The sequence below is a fragment of the Burkholderia pyrrocinia genome, assembly GCF_001028665.1.
Taxonomy (GTDB): Bacteria; Pseudomonadota; Gammaproteobacteria; order Burkholderiales; family Burkholderiaceae; genus Burkholderia; species Burkholderia pyrrocinia.
Genome location: NZ_CP011504.1, coordinates 44,841 through 65,751, shown reverse-complemented (window position 1 = coordinate 65,751; position 20,911 = coordinate 44,841). Strand labels below are relative to the sequence as shown.

The window sequence follows — 20,911 nt, the reverse complement described above, 5'->3', positions numbered from 1 at the left end:
GCCGGTGCGGCGGATACCGCGTTCGTCGAGCCGATGCTGCAGCTTGCAATTCGGCATTCAACACGTGTTGGGTCCCGGATCGATGCGCAATCGAATTCCCGGACGTGCGTGGCAGATTGTTATTTGTGAAGGTTCGGATCCCGGATTCGATCGAGGCGAGCGAACAGTTCGTTGATTTGGTATTCGAGTACCTTATTGCGCTCGAATCGTGTCCGGAGTGTGTCGAGCTTGACTCGCCAATACGCCGGATCGCTCACCAGCGATCGGTTGGTAAAGGCGTCGTGTGACTGCTCGAGCAGTCCGATCGCTCCCCTGATATGAGCCAGTTCGCGCTCCACATCGCAGTACCAGCTCATTTTTATCCACTCCCGGTTATGGTTCAATTCTTGGCTTGCTGCGCGGCGAGAGCGTTCGATTTCACTCGAAAGCCGCCGCACGGGCCAATTTCGAGCGATGTTGTCGTCAGTGCCCCGCAAGCAAAATCTCGACCGCCGTGTCGAAGCCGCCGTCGTCGTCATGCGGCCGGTCGTTCTGCGCCGGCACATGGGGCAACTGCGCGGGCATTATTCGAAGCCGCGATAGGGATGCACGCTCATGACGAGCGTCTGAACGTTCGGTCGCGACGAATCGCGGGACGAACGCGTCCGGCCAGTATCGCCAGTGTGTGGCGCGACGGGTGGGGCGAAAGGCGTAGTGCTGCGTGCGAAAGTAAGCGCGATGCAGCGAGAGAGGAGATGGAGGGCGAGCAGTCGAACGGGGCGCGAATGCTCGGATGAGTTCATCATACGCGCGTCGTTAGTCGGGCGCCCATCTTATTTCGGGCGATGCGGACTGCCGCTGGTACGAGGCTGTCAGGCGCGATCGGGTCGAACCGATGTTCATGGCAACCGACGCGGTGCCTGACGCACCGCGCGGTTGCCACGTGCCGATCCTTACTTCTGTTCCGGCAGGAACCAGTTCATCACCAGCGCGCAGATGCCGCCCGTTGCGACGCCCGATTCCAGCACGTTCTTCAGCGCGTGCGGCAGGCTGTTCAGAATGTCCGGCACCTGCGACACGCCGAGGCCGAGCGCCAGCGACACCGCGATGATCAGCAGCGCGCGGCGATCGAGCTGGACGCCCGCGAGGATGTTGATGCCCGATGCGGCCACCGCGCCGAACATCACCATCGCCGCACCGCCGAGCACCGGCTCCGGCACCGCCTGCAGCACGCCGGCGACGACCGGGAACAGGCCGAGCACCACGAGCATGCCCGCGATCCAGATGCCGACATGGCGGCTCGCGACGCCGGTGATCTGGATCACGCCGTTGTTCTGCGCGAACACCGAACTCGGGAACGTATTGAACACGCCGGCCAGCAGCGAGTTCGCGCCGTTGACGAGCACGCCGCCCTTGATTCGTTGCATCCACACCGGCCCTTCGACCGGCTCGTTCGAGATCTTGCTGGTGGCGGTGACGTCGCCGATCGCTTCGAGCGACGTGACGAGGTAGATGATCAGCATCGGCACGAACAGCGACCACGAGAAGCCGATGCCGAAGTGCAGCGGCGTCGGCACCTGGAACAGCGCGGCCTGGTGCATGCCGGTGAAGTCGAGGCGGCCGAGGAACGCGGCCGCGAGGTAGCCGATCACGAGCGCGATGACGAGCGCGGTGCTGCGCACCCAGACGATCGGCACGCGGTTCAGCAGGATGATCGTGCCGAGCACGAGGCCCGACAGCGTCAGGTTTTCCGCGCTCGCGAACGTACCCTTGGCCATCGCGCCAAAGCCGCCGCCCATGCTGATGAGGCCGACCTTGATCAGCGTGAGGCCGATCAGCAGCACGACGATGCCGGTGACGAGCGGCGTGATCAGGCGCTTCACGAACGGCAGGATGCGCGACACGCCCATCTCGACGAACGACCCGGCCATCACGACGCCGAAGATCGCGGCCATCACGGTCTCGACCGGCGTGCCCTGCTTGACCATCAGGCTGCCGCCCGCGATCAGCGGGCCGACGAAGTTGAAGCTGGTACCCTGGACGATCAGCAGGCCGGCGCCCAGCGGGCCGAAGCGCTTGCACTGGACGAAGGTGGCGATGCCGGAAATCACCAGCGACATCGACACGATCAGGGTCGTATCGCGGCTGGACACGCCGAGCGCCTGGCAGATCAGCAGGCCGGGCGTGACGATCGGCACGATGATCGCCAGCAGGTGCTGCAGCGCGGCGACGAAGGCGACCATTGGCGCCGGCCGGTCGTTCGGGCCGTAGACGAGGTCGCGGGCCGGTTCTGCGGCGTCGGCGCCGTGGGAGGCGGGTTGGGCGTGGGAGGCGGGTTGCATGGCGAGCGGGCCGGACAAGGTGGAAAGTGCGGCATTTTAGCCGAAGGGCCCGCCGGCACCGCCGCCGCGCGCCGCAATGGCGGGGATTCGACGGGGCGGGGAAACGGCGACGGATCGGCGCGCGGCCGGCCGTGCGCGTGGCGGCCGTCGGTCAGCGGGTTTGCCGCGATGCGGCTGCGGCTGTCATCGTCGTCGCGCTGAATCCGGGCAATTCGGGAATCCGCTGCTCCACGAATTGCAGGAATGTGCGGGTCCTGAGCGGCAGATACCGGCGCGACGCATACACGAGGTGCAGCGCATGCGGCGGAACCATGTCCCACTTCGGCAGCAGGCGGACGAGCTGGCCGGTGTCGATCAGGTCCTGAACGAGCCACGCCGGCGCGCTGCCCACCGCGTTCCCGGCCAGGAAGCATTCCCGCAGCGCAATCGAGCTGTTCACGCGATACCGCCCGTGCACCGGAACGGCGATTTTCTCGTCGCCCCGCACAAATTCCAGTTCGCTGCCGATGATGTCCGCTCGCGCGTATCCGACATACTCGTGCTTCGCCAGGTCTTCCGGTCGGCGGATCCTCGGCGCCTGCGACACATACGCCGGCGCGGCCACCAGCAGGCGCGGCGACGACGCGATATTGCGCGCGACGACGTCCGGCGGCAGCACGTGGCCGAGGCGAATGGCGACGTCGACGCCTTCCTCGACCAGATCGATCACGCGATCGGTCAAATGAAGTTCGACGTCGATCTCCGGCCACGCGGCGAGGAATTCGAGCACGAGCGCGTTCAGCCTCAACTCGCCCAGCCCCAGCGGCGCGTTGACGACCAGCTTGCCGACCGGCCGCAGCGTTTGCCCGCGCACGTCGGCCACCGCGCTTTCGTATTCGTCGAGCACGCGCTTGCAGCGGTCGTAGAACCGCCGGCCTTCGTCGGTCGGCGCGAGGCTCGTCGTCGAGCGTTCGAGCAGGCGAACGCCCAGTTCCTGTTCGAACGCGGCGACGATCTTGCTGATCGTCGGCTGGCCGGTGCCTTCCTCGCGAGCGACCGCCGAAAAATTGCCCAGCTCGATGGCGCGGACAAACACGCGCATGGACCGCAGCGAATCCATATTATTCTCTTATGGAATGAACCCTATGCAAGTCTCCCACGTTCCGGCGCAATAGAGAATGACCTAACGTTCGCAAACCTTCAATCCCCGATGAGGAATCGACATGAACGAGGCACTGCAATCTTCGACACTGGACGGCGCGCACGTCGTGATATTCGGCGCGAGCTCCGGAATCGGCCTCGCGGCCGCGGCGGCCGCGAAGGCGAAGGGCGCCACCGTCACGCTGGTCGGCCGGACCCGCGCGAAGCTCGAGGCGGCCGCGCAGGCGATCGGCGGCGCGCGCATCGCGGTGGCCGATATCGCGGACCGGCACGCGGTGCAGGCCGTATTCGACGCGATGACGCGCGTCGATCACCTGGTTATCACGGCCGGCCGGTTCATCGCCGGCAAGCTGGTGGAGACCGATCCCGATCACCTGCTCGCCGCGATACAGGAGCGCATTGCCGGGCCGGTCTACGCGATCCGGGCCGCGTTGCCGTTGATGCCCGCGACCGGCTCAATCGTACTGACCGGCGGGCAACTGTCCGATCGTCCGTCCGCGCAAGGCACGTCCGTGATTGCCGCCGCCGTGCGCGGCGTCGAAGCGCTGGCGCAATCGCTCGCGCTGGAGCTGAAGCCGATTCGCGTCAACGTCGTCGCGCCCGGTTTCGTCGAGACGCCGCTGTACGACGCGTTCGGCCCGGAAGCGCGCGAGGCGATCCTCGCGGGAGCCGCATCGGCGCTGCCGGGCGGCCGTGTCGGTCGCGCCGACGAAGTCGGGGAGGCGATCGTGTTCCTGCTGGGCAACGGCTTCATGAACGCCGAAATCCTGCACATCGACGGCGGCGGCCGGCTGGTCTGAGCCGTGCGCGTTGCGCGGGCCGGCTTCGGGTACGCGCGCGGCGTCAGCCGGCCGTGCGTGTTTTCGTGCTGCGCGCCGGTGTGCGTGGCGCGCGGGAGTCCGGATATGCGCGCTGGCAGACCGCAATGACCGCGTCGCGCAGGCGACGGTGGACCGGGTCGCCGTGCATGCGCGGGTGCCATAGCGCGGAGACGAGGATCGCGGGCAGGCGAACCGGGATCTCGAAGCTGCGCAGCCCGAGGGCTTCCGCGAGCCCCTGCGAAAACGCGTTGCCGAGGCTCGAGCGCGGCACCAGCGCGATCAGGTCGGTGCTGGCCGCGACGCGCATTGCATCGGGGTAGCCGGGGACGACGACGTGCACGGTCTGGCCCGGGCCGGGCCGGTCGGTCGAGTCGCCGGCCGGTCCGCTGAAATCGCCGAGCTGCGATGCGATCACGTGACGGCAGGCCGCGTAGCGCGCGGGCGTGATCCTGGCCGACGCGAACAGCGGATGTCCGGCGCGTGCCACCGCGACGTACCAGTCGTGACCGAGCATGCGTGTGTGCAGCTCGGGCGCGTCGTCGCCGCGCTTGCCGATTTCCAGATCGACGGTGCCGTCGCGCAGCGCTTGCGGACCGCGGTCGAGCTTGGGCACGAAGCGGATGCGCACGTGCGGCGCGACTTCGCCGATCGCGGCGACCACCGGGCCGGACAGCATTTCCATGAACGACGCCGACGCGCGAATGGTGAACGTCGTTGCTAGCGTCGCCATGTCCACGTCGGTCGTCGCCGGGCGCAGCACGGCGCGCGCGTCGTTCGCGATCGCATGCACGCGGTCGCGCAATGCGGCCGCGTGCGGCGTGGGCACGAGCTTGCGCCCGGCGCGCACGAGCAACGGGTCGCCGGTGGAGAGCCGCAGCCGCGTGAGCGTGCGGCTCATGGCGGACGTGCTCAGGCCAAGCCGGCGCGCGGCGCCTGTCACGCTGCCTTCCGACAGCAGCGCGTCGAGTGCGGTAACGAGGTTCAGGTCGATGTCTTCCATGCGGACAGGATACGCCACTGCGCGGTCTGGCATGGCGTTCGATGCAACTATCGATTGCATTCGGTGCGTCTGGTGCATGGTCCGGTGCGTGCCTATAGTGGGCGCATCATGAAACCCGGCAAAGGCGGAAACCATGCAATCGACTGTATCGACCCCGAACGCACCCACGCTCCTGCTCGTCGCCGCTTCGCGCGGCCTCGGGCTTGCCATGGCGGAGCAATTCCTGAACAAGGGCTGGAACGTAACGGGCACCGTGCGCGAAGGGTCGGGGCGCACGAAGCTGCACGATCTGGCCGACCGGTTCGACGGCCGGCTCGGGATCGAGACGCTCGACATCTGCGAGCCGGCGCAACTGGCCGCGCTGCGCGAGCGCCTGTCGGGCAGGCGCTTCGACATGCTGTTCGTGAATGCGGGGACGACGAACGACCCAAACGAAACGATCGGCGAAGTGACGACCGACGAGTTCGTGCGCGTGATGATCACGAATGCGCTCGCGCCGATGCGCGTGATCGAGGCGCTGCAGGATCTCGTGCCCCAGAACGGCCTGATCGGCGCGATGTCGTCGGGGCAGGGCAGCGTCGCGAACAACGTCAGCGGGATGCGCGAGGTCTATCGCGGCAGCAAGGCCGCGCTGAACCAGTTCATGCGCAGCTTCGCGGCGCGACAGGCCGATACGCCGCGAGCACTGGCGCTGATGGCGCCCGGCTGGGTCCGCACGGAGCTTGGCGGCCCCGATGCGCGCCTGACCATCGACGAGAGCGTGCCGAGCCTCGTCGACGTGCTGATCGCGAAGCGGGCGCGGCCCGGGCTGGAATACCTCGATTATCTGGGGCGGACGGTGCCGTGGTAGTCGTCCGAGTATCGGCGGGCGGAGCGGGCGGCCGGTGACGAAACGGTTCGCCGTGAGTGCGCTGCGGGATCCGACATGTCGTTCGCAGTCCGGCCGCGGCGCCAGGCGGCACTACGGGGCACTGCGAACGCAGCGCCGATTCAATACAATGCAACGACGCGCCTGCGATACCGGTATCGCAGCATCGCGTTCGAATCCGTCCGGGTCGCAGCGCATCGCGTGCGTCCCCGTCGTGACGGGCACTTGCCGAATACGGAGCACCGCATGAACGAACCTTACCTGCAGGTCATCGCGCATTTCTACGCGAAGCCCGGCAACGGCGACCGCGTGATCGAGCTGCTCGCGGAACTTGCGCCCGCGACGCGCACCGAGCCGAAGAATCTCGACTACGCGTATTTCCGGTCGCCGACGGACCCCGACCACATCGTGATCCTCGAACGTTACAGCCACGCGGACGGCCTCGACGTGCATCGGGAAACGCCGCATTTCCAGCGCATCGGGATCGGGGCGATCTTTCCGCTGCTCGATCGCCGCGACGTGTCGCGCTACATGGTGCAGCCGGACAACGGCACGGCGACGCCACCGGGAGGCACCCGATGAGCCCGTTTCAATTTCGTACCGTTCCGACGCAGATCGTCGAATTCGGCGCCGCGCGCCGGCTCGGCGCGTTGTTGCGCGAACGCTTTCCGGCGCTCGTGCGGCTGTGCGTCGTCACCGACGCGTTCCTGCATCGCAGCGGGGTGCTCGCGCCCGCGCTGGAGAGCCTCGTCGCGCACGGCTGGCAGGTCACCGTGATCGACGACGTGATCGCCGATCCGCCCGAGCACGTGGTGCTCGAAGCGACCGAGCGGGCCGTCGCGGCCGATGCCGAGATCGTGCTCGGCCTGGGCGGCGGTTCGTCGATGGACGTCGCGAAGCTGATCGCGGTGCTCGCGCCGGGGCAGCAGGCGCTGGCCGACATGTACGGCGTCGACAAGGTCGCGAGCGCACGGTTGCCGCTCGTGCAGATGCCGACGACGGCCGGCACGGGCTCCGAAGTGACGGCCGTGTCGATCGTCACGGTCGGCGAGGCGCGCAAGATGGGCGTCGTGTCGCCGCACCTGTTCGCGGACGTCGCGATCCTCGACGCCGAGCTGACGCTCGGCCTGCCGCGCGCGGCGACCGCCGCGACGGGCATCGACGCGATGGTGCATGCGATCGAAGCCTATACGTCCGCGCGGCTGAAGAACCCGGTGTCCGACATGCTGGCCGTGCACGCGCTGACGCTGCTGTCGCGCAACCTGCTCGCGGCCTGCGACGACGGCCACGACCGGCACGCGCGCGAGGCGATGCTGGTCGGCGCGATGTTCGCGGGGCAGGCATTCGCGAACGCGCCGGTCGCGGCCGTGCATGCGCTGGCCTATCCGGTCGGCGGGATCTTCCACGTGCCGCACGGATTGTCGAATGCGCTCGTGCTGCCGCACGTGCTGCGCTTCAACGCGCCGGCCGCCGCACCGCTGTATGCGGAACTCGCGGCGATCGTCGCGCCGTCGGCGACGGGCAGCGACGAAGCGAGGACGCATGCGCTGATCGCGGAGATCGACCGGCTGATCGTCGCGACGGGCATCCCGCGCACGCTGCGCGAAGTCGGCATCGGCGAGGGCGACCTGCCGAGGATGGCGTCGGACGCGATGCTGCAGACGCGCCTGCTCGTGAACAATCCGCGCGAGGTGACGGAGGCCGACGCGCTGGAGATCTATCGGCAGGCGTGGTGATGCGGCGGGCGTGAATCGCGGTGAGCTGGCCGGCAGGATGCCGACACAGACGTTTTCGGCGACGCCGGCCAGCAGAGATACGCGAATCTCGAATGCAACCCCGTCCTTTACGCACGACGCGACGGCGCCGGGCAGGGGCGGGGCCGCATCGGATCGAATCGACGGATGGGTTTCGACGCGACGCTTCGGTTGGCGCGGAATGCAGGACGCTACCGCAGGGCCCGGCCCGTGCGCCAAGCGCCGCGCGGGCCGGCCGCCGACGCGCTCAGGCCAGCGATGCGCGCGCGTGCTCGACCACCACGTACGCCGACGCCTGCTTCGTGCCGTCCGGCTTCGTTTGCAGGTAGACGCCCTGGATTTCCGGTTCGAAGCCCGGCAGTGCGTTGATCCCGGCTTCGAGCGCGCGGAAGTAGTCGAGCGCCGGGCCGCCCCACGTTTCGCCGGGCACCACGCAGAAGATGCCGGGCGGATAGGGCAGCGCGCCTTCGGTCGCGATCCGGCCTTCGATGCGATCGAGCGTGACGAGCTCGACGTTGTTGCGGATCAGTTCGGCATTCGCGGCCTGCGGCAGCATCGCCTGCTTCGGGAACTGCGCGCGGCGGAACATCTGCTTCTGCAAATGCTTCATGTCGTGGCTGCGGTAGAAGTCGTGCATGCGCTGGCACAACTGCCGCAGGCGCATGTTGCCGTACAGCTCCGGATACGCTTCGCACAACGACGGGATCGCTTCGCGCAGCGGCGTGTCCTGGTCGAGATGGCGTTCGAACTGCGCGAGGTGCGCGACCAGATGCTGCAGCTTGCCGAAGCTCTCCGACGGCGTGAGCAGGAACAGGATCGTGTACAGGTCGGCCTTTTCGGGCACGACGCCGTGCTCGCGCAGGTAGCGCGCGAGGATCGGCGCCGGCGCGCCGAACGGCGCGTACTCGTGCGTGTCGCGATCGATGCCGGGCGTCGTCAGCAGCAGCTTGCACGGATCGACGAAGTACTGGTTGTCCGCATAGCCGTCGAAACCGTGCCACGTGTCGGCCGGATGGAAGCGGAAGAAGCGCAGGTCGTCGACGATCTGCTCGGTCGGGTAGTCGGCCCACGGGCGGCCGTCGACATGCTGCGGAACGAACGGGCGGATCTGGCGGCAAGTCTTCAGCAGCAGCTTGCGCGCTTCGACGCCGTGCGCGACGCAGTCGCGCCACAGGCGCTTGCCGGCCGGCCCCGCGTGCATCTGCGCATTGACGTCGAGCGCCGCGAACATCGGGTAGAACGGGCTCGTCGACGCATGGATCATGTACGCGTTGTTGAAGCGCCGGTGATCGCAGAAACGCTTCTGGCCTTCGATATGGCTGTCCTTCTTGTGGATCTGCGACGTCTGCGAGAAGCCGGCCTGCTGCTTGTGCACCGACTGCGTGACGAGGATGCCGGGATCGTCCGGGCCGAGCGTCAGCATCAGCGGCGAGCAGTCCTGCATCATCGGGATGAACTGCTCGTAGCCGACCCAGGCCGAATCGAACAGGATGTAGTCGCACAGATGCCCGATCCGGTCGACGATTTCCCGCGCGTTGTAGATCGTGCCGTCGTAGGTGCCGAGCTGGATCACCGCGAGCCGGAACGGGCGCGGCAGGTCGGCGCGCTCGGGCGCGACGTCGCGGATCGCGTCGCGAATGCGCGCTTCGTCGAGCGCCGCGTTGTCGACGCCGCCGATGAGGCCCCACGCGTTGCGCGCGGTCTCGAGGTAGACCGGCCGCGCGCCGGACAGCACGAGCGCGCCGAGGTGCACCGATTTATGGTTGTTGCGGTCGAACAGCACGAGATCGTCGGGCGCGAGCAGCGCGCTCGTGACGACCTTGTTCGACGTCGACGTGCCGTTCAGCACGAACCAGGTCTTGTCGGCGTTGTAGATCCGCGCGGCGTTGCGCTGCGCTTCGAGCGCGGGGCCTTCGTGGATCAGCAGGTCGCCGAGTCGGACGTCCGCGTTGCAGAGGTCGGCGCGAAAGAGCGTTTCGCCGAAGAAGTCGAAGAACATCCGGCCGAGCGGATGACTCGAGAAGAACTGGCCGCCCTGGTGGCCGGGGCAGTCGAACTCGACGTAGCCGCGCTGCACGTATTCGCGCATGACCTTGAAGAACGGCGGCAGCAGGTTCTCGCTGTAGATGTCGGCGGCGGATGAAATCTGCCGGCCGTAGTAGTGGCGGCCGCCGTGCCCGAGCTGGATCACGCCGCTCGCGCTCGGCAGGACCGACGGCGGCACTTCCTGGTCGGGCTCGACCGCGACGAAGAACGGAATCGCGAAGCCGGTTCTTTCGACGGCTTTCAGAATCTTTTGTGCCGAATCGATTCCGACGACGATTGCCGAGATATTCGTGAAATCGGTCTGAAATACGTCGACCTGTTCGTGCGTGGTGAGGAAGGCGCCAATCAGCGCCGGCTCGACTGCGATTTTCAACAGGCTCACGCGAATTCTCCCGAAAATGTGCGGAAGCGGGCGCTGCATTCGCGCCGGTACGTAATCCGGCATGCGCCGCAGCCGATTGAAATGCTCCCGCGAATGCTGAATGCCGAATGCGCGCCGCACGAAGCAGCCTTGCGCAGCGAGGCACAGCCGCCGCCGGTCAATGCACGGCGCAGCCGATCGTAGCAACAAAACAAGGCGAACTCAATCGACCGGAAACAACAATGTCATTGAAAGATGAGAATGATCAAATAAGCGGTAATTGGCGTGCTGCAGTGCACATAAAAATGATCCAATTATGAAATCCGATTTGAAAGGGGTTGACGGTTTTACCGAATCGTCGGCTTTTCATCGAAAGGCAACTATGGCATAGTCGGCTCCGAATTGGATGGCGATTCAAGCCGGAATTGCGAGCGTCTCATGTCGCCGCCCGTGGCCTGCTGTCCGCGTGCTCGTGAGACGTACAACACCAACGAAGCAACGGAACAGCGAGGGCAACATCATGAATACACCCGTCGGTGGCATTCGTCGTCTCGGCATGCGTGCACTGCTGGTCGACGACGAAATCGCGCAGGAAACGGCGACCGGGCGTGCGGTCCGCACGCTGAGCGCGGAGCTCGCGCAACGCGACATCGACGTGCTTACGGCGACGTCCGCCGACGATGCGATCATGCTGATCCGTTCCGATCCGTCGATCCAGTGCGTGCTGCTCGACTGGGATCTCGGCGTGGACGGCCACGGGCCGTCCGAGGCCGTGGTCGAAGCGATCCGGCATCGCAATGCCAACGTGCCGATCTTCCTGCTGGCCGACCGCAGCGTCGCGTCGTCGGTGCCGTCCGCGGTCATGGGCCAGGTCGACGATTTCGTCTGGCTGCTCGAGGATACGGCCGACTTCATCGGCGGGCGCATCCACGCGGCGATCGAACGCTATCGCTCGACCGTGCTGCCGCCGATGTTCGGCGCGCTCGCGAAGTTCTCGCGTGTTTACGAATACTCGTGGCATACGCCCGGCCACACGGGCGGCACGGGCTTCCTGAAGTCGCCGGTCGGCCGCGCGTTCTTCGAATACTTCGGCGAATCGCTGTTCCGCTCCGACCTGTCGATCTCGGTCGGCGAACTCGGCTCGCTGCTCGACCACTCGGGCCCGATCGGCGAAAGCGAGCGCTACGCGGCGCGCGTGTTCGGCGCGCATCGCACGTATCACGTGACGAACGGCTCGTCGACGTCGAACCGCATCATCCTGATGGCGAGCGTGAGCCGCGACCAGATCGCGCTGTGCGACCGCAATTGCCACAAGTCGGCCGAGCATGCGATGACGATGTCGGGCGCGATCCCGACCTACCTTGTGCCGACGCGCAACCGCTACGGGATCATCGGGCCGATCGCGTCCGAGCGCCTCACGCAGGCGGCGATCCGCGAGGCGATCGCATCGAACCCGCTCGCGGCCGGGCTGGCCGATCGCCAGCCGAAGCACGCGATCGTCACGAACTCGACTTACGACGGCCTCTGCTACAACGTTACGCGCGTCGAGGAGCTGCTCGGCGCGAGCGTCGACCGGCTGCACTTCGACGAAGCGTGGTACGGCTATGCGCGCTTCAACCCGATCTACCGCGACCGCCATGCAATGCACGGCGACCCGCGCGACCATCATGCGGACCGGCCGACGGTGTTCGCGACGCAGTCGACGCACAAGCTGCTGACCGCGCTGTCGCAGGCGTCGTACATCCACGTGCGCGACGGCCGCAGCCCGATTCCGCATGGTCAGTTTAACGAAACGTTCATGATGCATGCGTCGACGTCGCCGAACTACGCGATCATCGCGTCGAACGACGTCGCGGCCGCGATGATGGACGGCCCCGGCGGCGAAGCGCTGACGCGCGAGTCGATCGAGGAGGCCGTCGCGTTCCGGCAGATGATCGCGCGGATGAATGCCGAGTACGCGGCGAAGGGCGACTGGTTCGTCGAATGCTGGCAGCCCGATACGGTGCTCGACACGCGCACGGGCCGGTCGCTGCCGTTCCACGAGGCGCCGCCGGAACTGCTCGCCACCGACCCGTGGTGCTGGATGCTGAAGCCCGGCGCGCAATGGCACGGCTTCGGCAATATCGAGGACGGCTACTGCATGCTCGATCCGATCAAGGTGTCGATCGTCACGCCGGGCGTCGCGCCGGCCGGCGGCCTGATGCCGGTCGGCATTCCGGCGAGCGTGTTGACCGCCTATCTCGATGCGCGCGGGATCGTCGTCGAGAAGACGACCGACTTCACGATCCTGTTCCTGTTCTCGATCGGCATCACGAAGGGCAAGTGGGGCTCGCTCGTCAGTGCACTGTGCGACTTCAAGCGCGACTACGACGCGAACCTGCCGCTCGACATGGCGATTCCGTCGCTCGTGAAGGAGCATGGCGCGCGTTATGCGGGCATGGGGCTGAAGGACCTGGCCGACACGATGTTCGCGGCGATGGAGCAGCTCGGCACGACGCGGCTGATGTCGGAGGCGTTCTCGATCCTGCCGAAGCCGGAGATGAGCCCGGTGCGCGCGTACGAGCATCTCGTGCAGGGCCGCGTCGAGCAGGTCTCGCTCGACGAGCTGGCCGGGCGCACGGTCGCCACCGGTGTCGTGCCGTATCCGCCGGGCATTCCGCTGCTGATGCCGGGCGAGAACGCGGGGCCGGCCGGCGGCCCGGTGCTCGGTTACCTGAAGGCGCTCGAAGCGTACGACCGGCGCTTTCCGGGCTTCGCGCACGACACGCACGGCGTGGAAGTCGACGACGGCACGTACCGCGTGTACTGCCTGACGGCCTGAGCGGGCGGCCGGACGAACGAGCGACCGGCCGCGCGGCGGCCTCACATCGAAGGATCGACATCATGGAAAACGCAGCGCGCATATCCGACGCGGCCCCGGCGGCCGCGCCGAAGAACCGCATGAATGTCTGGCAGCTCACCATCCTCACGGCAGTCAACATGATGGGTTCCGGCATCATCCTGCTGCCGTCGAAGCTCGCGCAGGTCGGCACGATCTCGCTGCTGTCGTGGATCGTCACGGCCGGCGGCTCGCTCGCGCTGGCCTATGCGTTCGCGCGCTGCGGGATGTTGAGCCGCAAGCCGGGCGGGATGGGCGGCTACGCGGAATACGCGTTCGGCAAGGCCGGCAACTACATGGCGAACTACACGTACGGGCTGTCGCTCGTGATCGCCAACGTCGCGATCGGCGTCACGGCGGTCGGCTACGGCACCGTGCTGTTCGATGCGACGCTGTCGCCGCTGCAAACATGCCTGTGGACCGTCTTCCTGCTCGTGCTGACGACGGTCGCGAACTTCGGCGGCTCGCGCATCACCGGCCGGATCGGCGCGGTCACCGTGTGGGGCGTGATCATTCCGGTCGTCGTCGTGTCGCTGATCGGCTGGTTCTGGTTCAGCGGCGCGACCTGGGGCGCCGCGTGGAATCCGCACAACCTGCCGTTCGGGCCGGCCGTCGGCAGCTCGATCGCGGTGACGCTGTGGGCGTTCCTCGGGCTCGAATCGGCGTGCGCGAACTCGGACGCGGTCGAGAATCCGGAGCGCAACGTGCCGATCGCCGTGCTCGGCGGCACGATCGCATCGGCGATCTTCTACATCGTGTCGACCAACGTGATCGCGGGGATCGTGCCCAACGCGATCCTTGCGGCGTCGAATGCGCCGTTCGGCATCGCGTTCGCGACGATGTTCACGCCGACGGTCGGCACGATCGTCACCGCGCTGATGGTGATCGCGTGCATCGGCTCGCTGCTCGGCTGGCAGTTCACGGTCGCGCAGGTGTTCAAGAGCTCGGCGGACGTCGGTTACTTCCTGCCGGTGTTCGGGCGCGCGACGCGCACGGGCACGCCGATCGTCGGCATGGTGATCCTGCTCGTCGCGCAGGTCGCGCTGGCGCTGATGACGATCAGCCCGGAATTGAGCAGCCAGTTCCAGAAGATCGTCGATCTCGCGGTCGTCACGAACCTCGTGCCGTACGTGATGTCGATGGCCGCGCTGATCACGATCCAGAAGGTCGCGAAGGTGCCGCCGGCCAAGGCGCTGTTGACGAACGCGATCGCGATGGTCGCCACCGCGTACAGCTTCTATGCGCTGTTCAGCTCGGGCGAGCAGGCGCTGATGCTCGGCGGCCTGTGCGTGTTCCTGGGCTGGACGCTGTTCGGCTTCGTCAGCGCGCGCTTCTACCAGATGGAAGTCGACGCGCACGTGAAGGAGCCGGGGAAGTCGCTGCAGGCGTGAGGGCGGGGATCGCCGCTGCTAACGGACACGCCGCTTCAGCAGCGGCGGGATTTCCTTCTTCAGCAGATCGACGATGGCGCGCACGCGCGGCGGCAGCGGCCGCTGCGCGTGCACGAGTACGTTGAGCGCGAAGTCGGGGATCTCGTACTGCGGCAGAATCCTGACGAGCGTGCCGAGCGCCAGCGCGTCGGCGCAGGCTGGCTGCTGCACCACGCCGATGCCGCCGCCGGCCAGGATCATGTCGAACATCGGGCGCCAGTGGCTGGTCGTCATGACGGTCCGGATACGCGCGTATTCGAGTGCGCCGCCTGCGCGCTGCAACGGCAACTGCTCGTTGGCGAAGACACCCTTCACGCGGACGAACGGGTGAGTCGCGAGATCGGCCTTCGTTTCGATCGGGCCGTGCCGGTCGAGATACGACGGCGCGGCCACCAGCACGCGGCCGACCTCGCCGAGCGCGTGCGCGACGAACCCGCCGTCGCCGAGCTGGCCGACCCGGATCGAGATGTCGACGCCTTCCGTGACCGGATCGACGATATCGTCGTTCAGCACCAGGTCGATATGCAATTTCGGATACGCAGTGCGGACATGCATCAGCATGCCCGGCATCACGACCTCGCCGAAGCATTGCGGCGCCGCGAGCCGGATCGTGCCGTCGAGCGCGTTTTCCGTCTTCGATACCGATGCGACCGCCACTTCGGCCGCCTCGAGCAGCGCCTTGCTGCGCTCGTAGAAGACGCGGCCTTCTTCCGTGCACGCAAGGGTGCGCGCACTGCGCATCAGCAGCCGCGTGCCGAGATGTTTTTCGAGCCTTTCGATGCGCTCGCTGACGGCCGGCTGGCCCATGTCGAGATCCCGCGCCGCGCCGGACATCGTGCCACGCTCCACGACCCTGACGTAGATGCGCATCGTCGCCAACAAATCCATGAAATCGCGCCTGTTGTCTGCTTGTCCGATTCCCGGCCGATGCCTGCTGTCGTCGACGAACGACGGTGCGTGCCGGAGCGTGTTCCGCTCGACGGATGGTACCAAAGCGTCGTCGGCTCGACCGTGCGGGTTGAGCCGATACTGACTATCGGTCGAAAGCCGGCTGGTGCGGGTGGACATGCCGGTCGCCGAAGCCGCGTGTGTTCATCGACGCGATGAGCGAAAATCGGCCTTCGCGTGACCGACAGGAGACGGCGACATGACGCAACAGGATGAAGCGATGCGCACGCGATGCGTCGCGTGGCAGATCGTGCAGACGTGGCAGGCGGCCGAATGGTGCCGGCTCGCGGAGACGCGAACGGGAGTCGATCTGTCGGGTTCGGTATCGGGCGCGATCGACGGCACGCCGTTTCGCATCGACTATGCGATCGCCTGCGGCGCCGACTGGCTCACGCGCTCGGCGCGCGTGACACGCTGGATCGGCACGTTGCCACCGCAACAACTGGACATCGCATGCGACGGAGAGCGCTGGACGATCGACGGCGTCGACGCGCCGATGCTCGCGGGCGCAACCGACATCGACCTCGGTTTCAGCCCGTCGACCAATACGCTGCCGATCCGGCGGCTGGCGCTGGCCGTCGGCGACTCCGCGGTGATCCATACCGCCTGGTTGCGCTTTCCGGATTTCGTCATCGTGCGTGGCGAGCAGCGCTATACGCGTACGGCGCCGCTCGTATATCGCTACGAGAGCGGCACGTATGCGGCCGATATCGCGATCGACGAAGCGGGCCTCGTCACCGACTACGACGAATGGCGGCGCATCGGCGCGGCGCCTGCACCGTAACGCGTCGCATCGCGCATCGGCGGCGCATCAGCGCGCGCTGGCGACCGTCAGCTTGCCGGGAATCAGCTTCAGCGTGCTGAACGTGTCGGCGATGTTCTGCTGATACGCGACCGTCGCGTCGGTGACCGGCTGCACGCCGTAGCCGGCGCGCTTGAGCGCGACTTCGAGCGTCGGTGCGTCGAGGCCGACGAGCGGCGACAGTTGCGTGGCAACCTCGGGAATGTGGTCGCGCGCCCAGCGATCGGTCGCGTCGACTTCGTCGAGCAGCGCGCGCAGCACCTGCGGATAAGCGGCCGCGTACTTGCGTGCCGCGAGGTAGTACTGCGTGTTGCGCACGAGCCCTTCGCCGTTCGCGATCACGCGCGCGCCGAGCTGCCGTTCGGCGGCCGCCAGATACGGATCCCAGATCACCCACGCATCGACGCTGCGCTGCACGAACGCGGCGCGCGCGTCGGCGGGCGTCAGGTAGATCGGCTGGATGTCGGCATACGCGAGGCCCGCATGTTCGAGCGCCTTCACGAGCAGGTAGTGAACGTTCGAGCCCTTGTTGAACGCGACCTTCTTGCCGCGCAGTTGCGCGACGTTGCGGATCGGCGAATCGGGCAGCACGACGATCGCCTCGCCCTGCGGCGCGGGCGGTTCGTTGCCGATATAGACGAAATCGACGCCGCCGGCTTGCGCGAAGATCGGCGGCGTTTCGCCGACCGTGCCGACATCGATCGCGCCGGCGTTCAGCCCTTCGAGCAGTTGCGGGCCGGCCGGAAATTCGAGCCATTGCACCGCGACGCCCTGGCTCGCGAGACGCTTCTCGAGCGTGCCGTGTGCCTTCAGCACAACGAAGTTGCCGTATTTCTGGAACCCGATGCGCAGCCGCGTGCCATTGCCCTGGGCCTGTGCGGGCAGGGTCGCGAGCGGCCCGAGCGCTAGCCCGGCAAGCCCGGCGGCCGCGCCGTGCAGCCATTGGCGGCGGCGCGGGTTCGACGGGGGCGTTTCAACGTCTGCGTGCAGTGTGTCGCTCATCGGGGTGTCCTGCGTGCGGGTTCACGAGTCGCGCGCCAAGGCGGCGCGGCCGGCGCAGGACGGGGCCCGATGCGGGCGATGCTCGCACCGGGCCGGCCCGCGCCGGATTCAGGACGATACGGCCGCGCGGGCCGGCGGCCAACCAATGAATGCGCATATGCAAATCAGCGGCGCTCAGGCTGCGTCGGCGGCGTTTTCCTCGATCGAATCGACGCGGTCCGGATAGAACGCGAGGTGCCCGCGAATCGCTTCGACGGCCGGATACGGATGCTCGTAGGTCCACACCGCGTTGGTCGCGCGTTCGCCGCCGGCGGGGATCGAGTAGTACGCGCAGTCGCCCTTGTACGGGCAGTAGGTCGCATGGTCGGTGCGGCGCAGCAGCGACATGTCGGCGTCTTCGCGCGGGATGTAGAGCACGGCCGGATAGCTGGCCTCGCGCAGCGCCAGCGCGCGGCGCGTATCGGCGACGACCTTGCCGGCCACCGTGACCACCACGCGCCACGGATGCGGCTCGATCGTGATCGGATGATCGGGGCCCGGCGACTTCACGGGACGAGAGGGCGTATCGGAGCTGATCGACATCGTGGGTCCTCCAGGAATCGGCGGCGCGGCGGCGTCGGGCGGATCCCGGCGCGCCCGTGCCGGCGTTTGCCAGCCGATACGATGCGCCAATTCCGGAGAGTCTGCAGGGGGCCGGAAGGCGGCGGCGCGGCAAGGCTGCCGGACGATGCCCCGGCGCTAGCGTGGACATATTCATGCACGGGCAGCGGGATGCACCTGCGGCGATAAGCAACGCCGAATTAATTGGTAAGCGATCGGCGGGCGGCGCGCGAAGATCGGCCGTCGTCATTCGCATGACTCATTCCTTCTCGCCGCCACCATGAAGAACCCTTTCGTTTCGTCAGCCGCGCGTCGTGTGCGTCGCGCACCGCATGCCGTTGTCGCACTCCGTTGCGTGGCCGCGTCGCTGCTGCTCGCCGGCGCGGCCACGCACGCGCTCGCCGCGCCGGCCGGCAAGACGCTCGTGTACTGCACCGAAGGCAGCCCGGCCGGCTTCGATCCGGGCCAGCACACGACGAGCACCGATTTCGACGCGAGCACGTACACGATCTACAACGGGCTCGTGCAGTTCAAGCGCGGCACGCTCGATCTCGAACCGTCGCTCGCGACGAGCTGGGACGTGTCGTCCGACCAGCGCACGATCACGTTCCACCTGCGGCGCGGCGTGAAATTCCAGACGACCGCGTGGTTCAAGCCGACGCGGCCGTTCCAGGCCGACGACGTCGTGTTCACGTTCCGCCGGATGCTCGATCCCGACGATCCGTTCCGCAAGGCCTACCCGGTCAGCTTCCCGTACTTCAGCGATCTCGGCTTCGACCGCAACGTCGAGCGCATCGAGAAGGTCGACGACTACACGGTGCGCTTCGTGCTGAAGTCGCCCGACGTCGTGTTCGTGCGCAACCTCGCGATGGCGTTCGCGTCGGTCCTGTCGGCCGAATATGCGTCGCAGCTCGAGGCGCGCCATCGCGAGGCCGATATCAACCAGTTCCCGGTCGGCACGGGGCCGTTCCTGCTGCGGACGTACCAGAAGGATGCGCTGATCCGCTACGAAGCGAACCCCGACTACTGGAAGCCGGACGACGTGAAGCTCGCGCGCCTCGTGTTCGCGATCACGCCCGATCCGGCCGTGCGGCTGCAGAAGCTCGTGGCCGGCGAATGCCAGGTGTCGGCGTTCCCGCGGCCGGCCGATCTCGACACGGTGCGGCGCGACCCGAAGCTGGCGCTGTTCTCGGGGATGGGCTTCAACGTCGGTTTCGTCGCGTACAACACGCAGCATGCGCCGCTCGATCGCGTCGACGTGCGGCGCGCGCTCGACATCGCGATCGACAAGACGGCGATCGTGAAGACCGTTTTCAACGGCGACGCGAAGATCGCGACGAACCCGATGCCGCCCGCGCAATGGTCGTACAACCCGCGCCTGAAGGATGCGCCGCGCGATCCGGCCGCCGCGAAGGCGCTGCTCGCGCAGGCCGGTTTCCCGAACGGCTTCGACCTGACGCTGTGGGCGATGCCGGTGCAGCGCCCGTACAACCCGAATGCGCAGTTGATGGCGCAACTGATCCAGCAGGACTGGGCAAGGATCGGCGTGCGCGCGAAGATCGTCAGCTACGAATGGGGCGAATACAACCGCCGCGCGAAGCACGACGGGCAGCACGACGCGATCCTGTACGGCTGGTCGGGCGACAACGGCGACCCCGACAACTGGCTCGGCACGCTGCTCGGCTGCGACGCGGTGCACGGCAGCAACCTCGCGAAGTGGTGCAACCAGGATTTCGAAAAGCTGGTGAGCGCGGCGCGCTCGAATGGGGACGTCGCGAAGCGCACGGCGCTGTACGAACAGGCGCAGGTGGTGTTCAAGGATCAGGTGCCGTTCACGCCGATCGCGACGTCGATCGTGTCGCTGCCGGTGTCCAAGCGCGTACACGGGCTGACGTTCTCGCCGCTCGGCGGGCACCGCTTCGACGGCGTGTGGCTGGATTGATGGACGAAGGGCCGGCGCGCTCGCGTGCGCCGGCGCCGGTTGCGGTCAGTTGAGCGCGACGGCCGCTGCCGTTTCGGCCGGCGTGCCTTCGAGCGCGACCGAGGGCCGGCCGTCGGGGCCGACCGGCACGTCGCCGGTGAGCGTCGTGCGGTAGAGCTGGCGGTCGAAGTCGAGATCGAAGATGTCGACCGGTGCGAGATGCGCGGTCGCGCGGTTGTCCCAGAACGCGATGCTGCGCGCTTCCCATTTGAAGCGGATCGTGAATTCCGGCCGCGTCACGTGTTCCCACAGCAGTTCGAGCAGCGCTTGGCTCTCGCGCGGCGTCAGCCCGACGATCGATTTCAGGAAGCTCGGGCTCACGTACAGCGCGCGTTCACCGGTCTCCGGATGCACGCGCACGAGCGGATGCTCGGTCACGAGCGGGCGGCGCTCGACGGCTTCATCGAACGCGCCGGTGGCGCGCGCACCGGCCGGCGGCGTGAAGCGGTGGATGCCGCGCAAGCCGTCGACGAAACCGCGCAACGGCGCGGACAGCGTTTCATACGCGCGTACGAGGTTGGTCCAGTGCGTGTCGCCGCCATACGGTGGGATCGTCACGCCGCGCAGGATCGACGCCCACGGCGGGTTCACGGCGGCCGTCACGTCGGTGTGCCAGCCCGTCCACGGCCGCCGCACCGGTTCGCCTTCGAAGCGCGTCGCCTTGCGATGCTTCGCGATCGAATAGACGGCCGGATGGCCGTCGACGTGCCCGAACACCGGGTGACCGACCGTCGGCTCGCCGAACTGCGCGGAGAACGCGACGTGCTGGTCGTGCGTGAGGAATTGCTCGCGGAAGAAGACGACGCGCCATTTCAGCAGCGCGGCGCGGATTGCCGCGATCTGCGGCGTGGTCAACGGTTGCGTGAGGTCGACGCCGCGGATTTCCGCACCGATATGGGCGGACAGCGGGATCACGTCGACCGGCTGGGCTGCCGGTTCGGGTAGGGCACTCATGCGAC

Annotated in this window: 17 protein-coding genes; 8 read left to right on the top strand and 9 right to left on the bottom strand. The window is 67.3% G+C overall.

Annotated features, from left to right (window positions below):
* Positions 1-119: 119 nt before the first annotated feature.
* The 3 genes from ABD05_RS38940 to ABD05_RS16645 all read right to left on the bottom strand — a co-directional run bounded on the left by ABD05_RS38940 (position 120) and on the right by ABD05_RS16645 (position 3,420).
* The gene (locus ABD05_RS38940; protein ID WP_238594152.1) at positions 120-518 is read right to left on the bottom strand and encodes a hypothetical protein; all 399 of its coding nucleotides are present in this window, start codon (positions 516-518) and stop codon (positions 120-122) included.
* 414 nt (positions 519-932) lie between these two features.
* Entirely contained in the window at positions 933-2,321 is a 1,389-nt protein-coding gene (locus ABD05_RS16650; RefSeq protein WP_047901309.1) for a nucleobase:cation symporter-2 family protein, read from the bottom strand.
* 151 nt (positions 2,322-2,472) lie between these two features.
* Complete coding sequence (locus ABD05_RS16645; RefSeq protein ID WP_047901308.1) at positions 2,473-3,420, bottom strand: LysR family transcriptional regulator; 948 nt, start codon at positions 3,418-3,420, stop codon at positions 2,473-2,475.
* A 103-nt stretch (positions 3,421-3,523) separates the two neighbouring features.
* Here ABD05_RS16645 and ABD05_RS16640 point away from each other — a divergent pair, with 103 nt between their 5' ends.
* Complete coding sequence (locus ABD05_RS16640) at positions 3,524-4,261, top strand: SDR family oxidoreductase (protein WP_047901307.1); 738 nt, start codon at positions 3,524-3,526, stop codon at positions 4,259-4,261.
* A 43-nt stretch (positions 4,262-4,304) separates the two neighbouring features.
* Here the strand turns inward: ABD05_RS16640 and ABD05_RS16635 are convergent, their stop codons facing one another.
* Complete coding sequence (locus ABD05_RS16635; protein WP_047901306.1) at positions 4,305-5,282, bottom strand: LysR family transcriptional regulator; 978 nt, start codon at positions 5,280-5,282, stop codon at positions 4,305-4,307.
* Between the two features lie 133 nt (positions 5,283-5,415).
* Here ABD05_RS16635 and ABD05_RS16630 point away from each other — a divergent pair, with 133 nt between their 5' ends.
* The 3 genes from ABD05_RS16630 (at position 5,416) to ABD05_RS16620 (ending at position 7,886) form a co-directional block, all read left to right on the top strand.
* Positions 5,416-6,132: an SDR family oxidoreductase gene (locus ABD05_RS16630; RefSeq protein WP_047901305.1), complete on the top strand. Its 717-nt coding sequence runs from the start codon at positions 5,416-5,418 to the stop codon at positions 6,130-6,132.
* Positions 6,133-6,396: 264 nt separating this feature from the next.
* Entirely contained in the window at positions 6,397-6,732 is a 336-nt protein-coding gene (locus tag ABD05_RS16625) for a putative quinol monooxygenase (protein WP_047903596.1), read from the top strand.
* The gene (locus ABD05_RS16620; RefSeq protein ID WP_047901304.1) at positions 6,729-7,886 is read left to right on the top strand and encodes an iron-containing alcohol dehydrogenase; all 1,158 of its coding nucleotides are present in this window, start codon (positions 6,729-6,731) and stop codon (positions 7,884-7,886) included. Before ABD05_RS16625 ends, ABD05_RS16620 begins: the two co-directional genes overlap by 4 nt.
* A gap of 265 nt (positions 7,887-8,151) precedes the next feature.
* Here the strand turns inward: ABD05_RS16620 and ABD05_RS16615 are convergent, their stop codons facing one another.
* The gene (locus tag ABD05_RS16615; RefSeq protein ID WP_148669104.1) at positions 8,152-10,332 is read right to left on the bottom strand and encodes an ornithine decarboxylase; all 2,181 of its coding nucleotides are present in this window, start codon (positions 10,330-10,332) and stop codon (positions 8,152-8,154) included.
* A 499-nt stretch (positions 10,333-10,831) separates the two neighbouring features.
* Here ABD05_RS16615 and ABD05_RS16610 point away from each other — a divergent pair, with 499 nt between their 5' ends.
* On the top strand, positions 10,832-13,132 hold the full coding sequence (locus tag ABD05_RS16610; RefSeq protein WP_047901303.1) for an Orn/Lys/Arg family decarboxylase: 2,301 nt from the start codon (positions 10,832-10,834) through the stop codon (positions 13,130-13,132).
* A 62-nt stretch (positions 13,133-13,194) separates the two neighbouring features.
* Entirely contained in the window at positions 13,195-14,580 is a 1,386-nt protein-coding gene (gene potE, locus ABD05_RS16605) for a putrescine-ornithine antiporter (RefSeq protein WP_047901302.1), read from the top strand.
* A gap of 18 nt (positions 14,581-14,598) precedes the next feature.
* Here potE and ABD05_RS16600 read toward each other — a convergent pair whose 3' ends face one another.
* On the bottom strand, positions 14,599-15,507 hold the full coding sequence (locus ABD05_RS16600; RefSeq protein ID WP_047901301.1) for a LysR family transcriptional regulator: 909 nt from the start codon (positions 15,505-15,507) through the stop codon (positions 14,599-14,601).
* Between the two features lie 259 nt (positions 15,508-15,766).
* Between ABD05_RS16600 and ABD05_RS16595 the strand changes: the two genes are divergently transcribed.
* On the top strand, positions 15,767-16,351 hold the full coding sequence (locus ABD05_RS16595) for a putative glycolipid-binding domain-containing protein (RefSeq protein WP_047901300.1): 585 nt from the start codon (positions 15,767-15,769) through the stop codon (positions 16,349-16,351).
* Between the two features lie 27 nt (positions 16,352-16,378).
* On the opposite strand, the gene ABD05_RS16590 is transcribed toward ABD05_RS16595, so the two are convergent.
* Together ABD05_RS16590 and ABD05_RS16585 are read right to left on the bottom strand one after the other, a co-directional pair.
* The gene (locus ABD05_RS16590; protein ID WP_047901299.1) at positions 16,379-17,371 is read right to left on the bottom strand and encodes a sulfonate ABC transporter substrate-binding protein; all 993 of its coding nucleotides are present in this window, start codon (positions 17,369-17,371) and stop codon (positions 16,379-16,381) included.
* A gap of 174 nt (positions 17,372-17,545) precedes the next feature.
* Positions 17,546-17,953: a DUF427 domain-containing protein gene (locus tag ABD05_RS16585; RefSeq protein WP_047901298.1), complete on the bottom strand. Its 408-nt coding sequence runs from the start codon at positions 17,951-17,953 to the stop codon at positions 17,546-17,548.
* Positions 17,954-18,251: 298 nt separating this feature from the next.
* Between ABD05_RS16585 and ABD05_RS16580 the strand changes: the two genes are divergently transcribed.
* A complete protein-coding gene (locus tag ABD05_RS16580) occupies positions 18,252-19,913 on the top strand; it encodes an ABC transporter substrate-binding protein (protein WP_047901297.1) in 1,662 nt (553 codons plus the stop codon).
* Between the two features lie 45 nt (positions 19,914-19,958).
* On the opposite strand, the gene ABD05_RS16575 is transcribed toward ABD05_RS16580, so the two are convergent.
* Positions 19,959-20,906, bottom strand: a complete 948-nt coding sequence (locus ABD05_RS16575) for a TauD/TfdA dioxygenase family protein (RefSeq protein WP_047901296.1) — start codon at positions 20,904-20,906, stop codon at positions 19,959-19,961.
* Between the last annotated feature and the right edge of the window lie 5 nt (positions 20,907-20,911).

Excerpts from the sequence above, each read along its gene's own strand:
- ABD05_RS38940 (WP_238594152.1), bottom strand. The coding sequence starts at position 518 with ATGACGACGACGGCGGCTTCGACACGGCGGTCGAGATTTTGCTTGCGG.
- ABD05_RS16650 (WP_047901309.1), bottom strand. The coding sequence starts at position 2,321 with ATGCAACCCGCCTCCCACGCCCAACCCGCCTCCCACGGCGCCGACGCC.
- ABD05_RS16645 (WP_047901308.1), bottom strand. The coding sequence starts at position 3,420 with ATGGATTCGCTGCGGTCCATGCGCGTGTTTGTCCGCGCCATCGAGCTG.
- ABD05_RS16640 (WP_047901307.1), top strand. The coding sequence starts at position 3,524 with ATGAACGAGGCACTGCAATCTTCGACACTGGACGGCGCGCACGTCGTG.
- ABD05_RS16635 (WP_047901306.1), bottom strand. The coding sequence starts at position 5,282 with ATGGAAGACATCGACCTGAACCTCGTTACCGCACTCGACGCGCTGCTG.
- ABD05_RS16630 (WP_047901305.1), top strand. The coding sequence starts at position 5,416 with ATGCAATCGACTGTATCGACCCCGAACGCACCCACGCTCCTGCTCGTC.
- ABD05_RS16625 (WP_047903596.1), top strand. The coding sequence starts at position 6,397 with ATGAACGAACCTTACCTGCAGGTCATCGCGCATTTCTACGCGAAGCCC.
- ABD05_RS16620 (WP_047901304.1), top strand. The coding sequence starts at position 6,729 with ATGAGCCCGTTTCAATTTCGTACCGTTCCGACGCAGATCGTCGAATTC.
- ABD05_RS16610 (WP_047901303.1), top strand. The coding sequence starts at position 10,832 with ATGAATACACCCGTCGGTGGCATTCGTCGTCTCGGCATGCGTGCACTG.
- potE (WP_047901302.1), top strand. The coding sequence starts at position 13,195 with ATGGAAAACGCAGCGCGCATATCCGACGCGGCCCCGGCGGCCGCGCCG.
- ABD05_RS16600 (WP_047901301.1), bottom strand. The coding sequence starts at position 15,507 with ATGGATTTGTTGGCGACGATGCGCATCTACGTCAGGGTCGTGGAGCGT.
- ABD05_RS16595 (WP_047901300.1), top strand. The coding sequence starts at position 15,767 with ATGACGCAACAGGATGAAGCGATGCGCACGCGATGCGTCGCGTGGCAG.
- ABD05_RS16590 (WP_047901299.1), bottom strand. The coding sequence starts at position 17,371 with ATGAGCGACACACTGCACGCAGACGTTGAAACGCCCCCGTCGAACCCG.
- ABD05_RS16585 (WP_047901298.1), bottom strand. The coding sequence starts at position 17,953 with ATGTCGATCAGCTCCGATACGCCCTCTCGTCCCGTGAAGTCGCCGGGC.
- ABD05_RS16580 (WP_047901297.1), top strand. The coding sequence starts at position 18,252 with ATGAAGAACCCTTTCGTTTCGTCAGCCGCGCGTCGTGTGCGTCGCGCA.
- ABD05_RS16575 (WP_047901296.1), bottom strand. The coding sequence starts at position 20,906 with ATGAGTGCCCTACCCGAACCGGCAGCCCAGCCGGTCGACGTGATCCCG.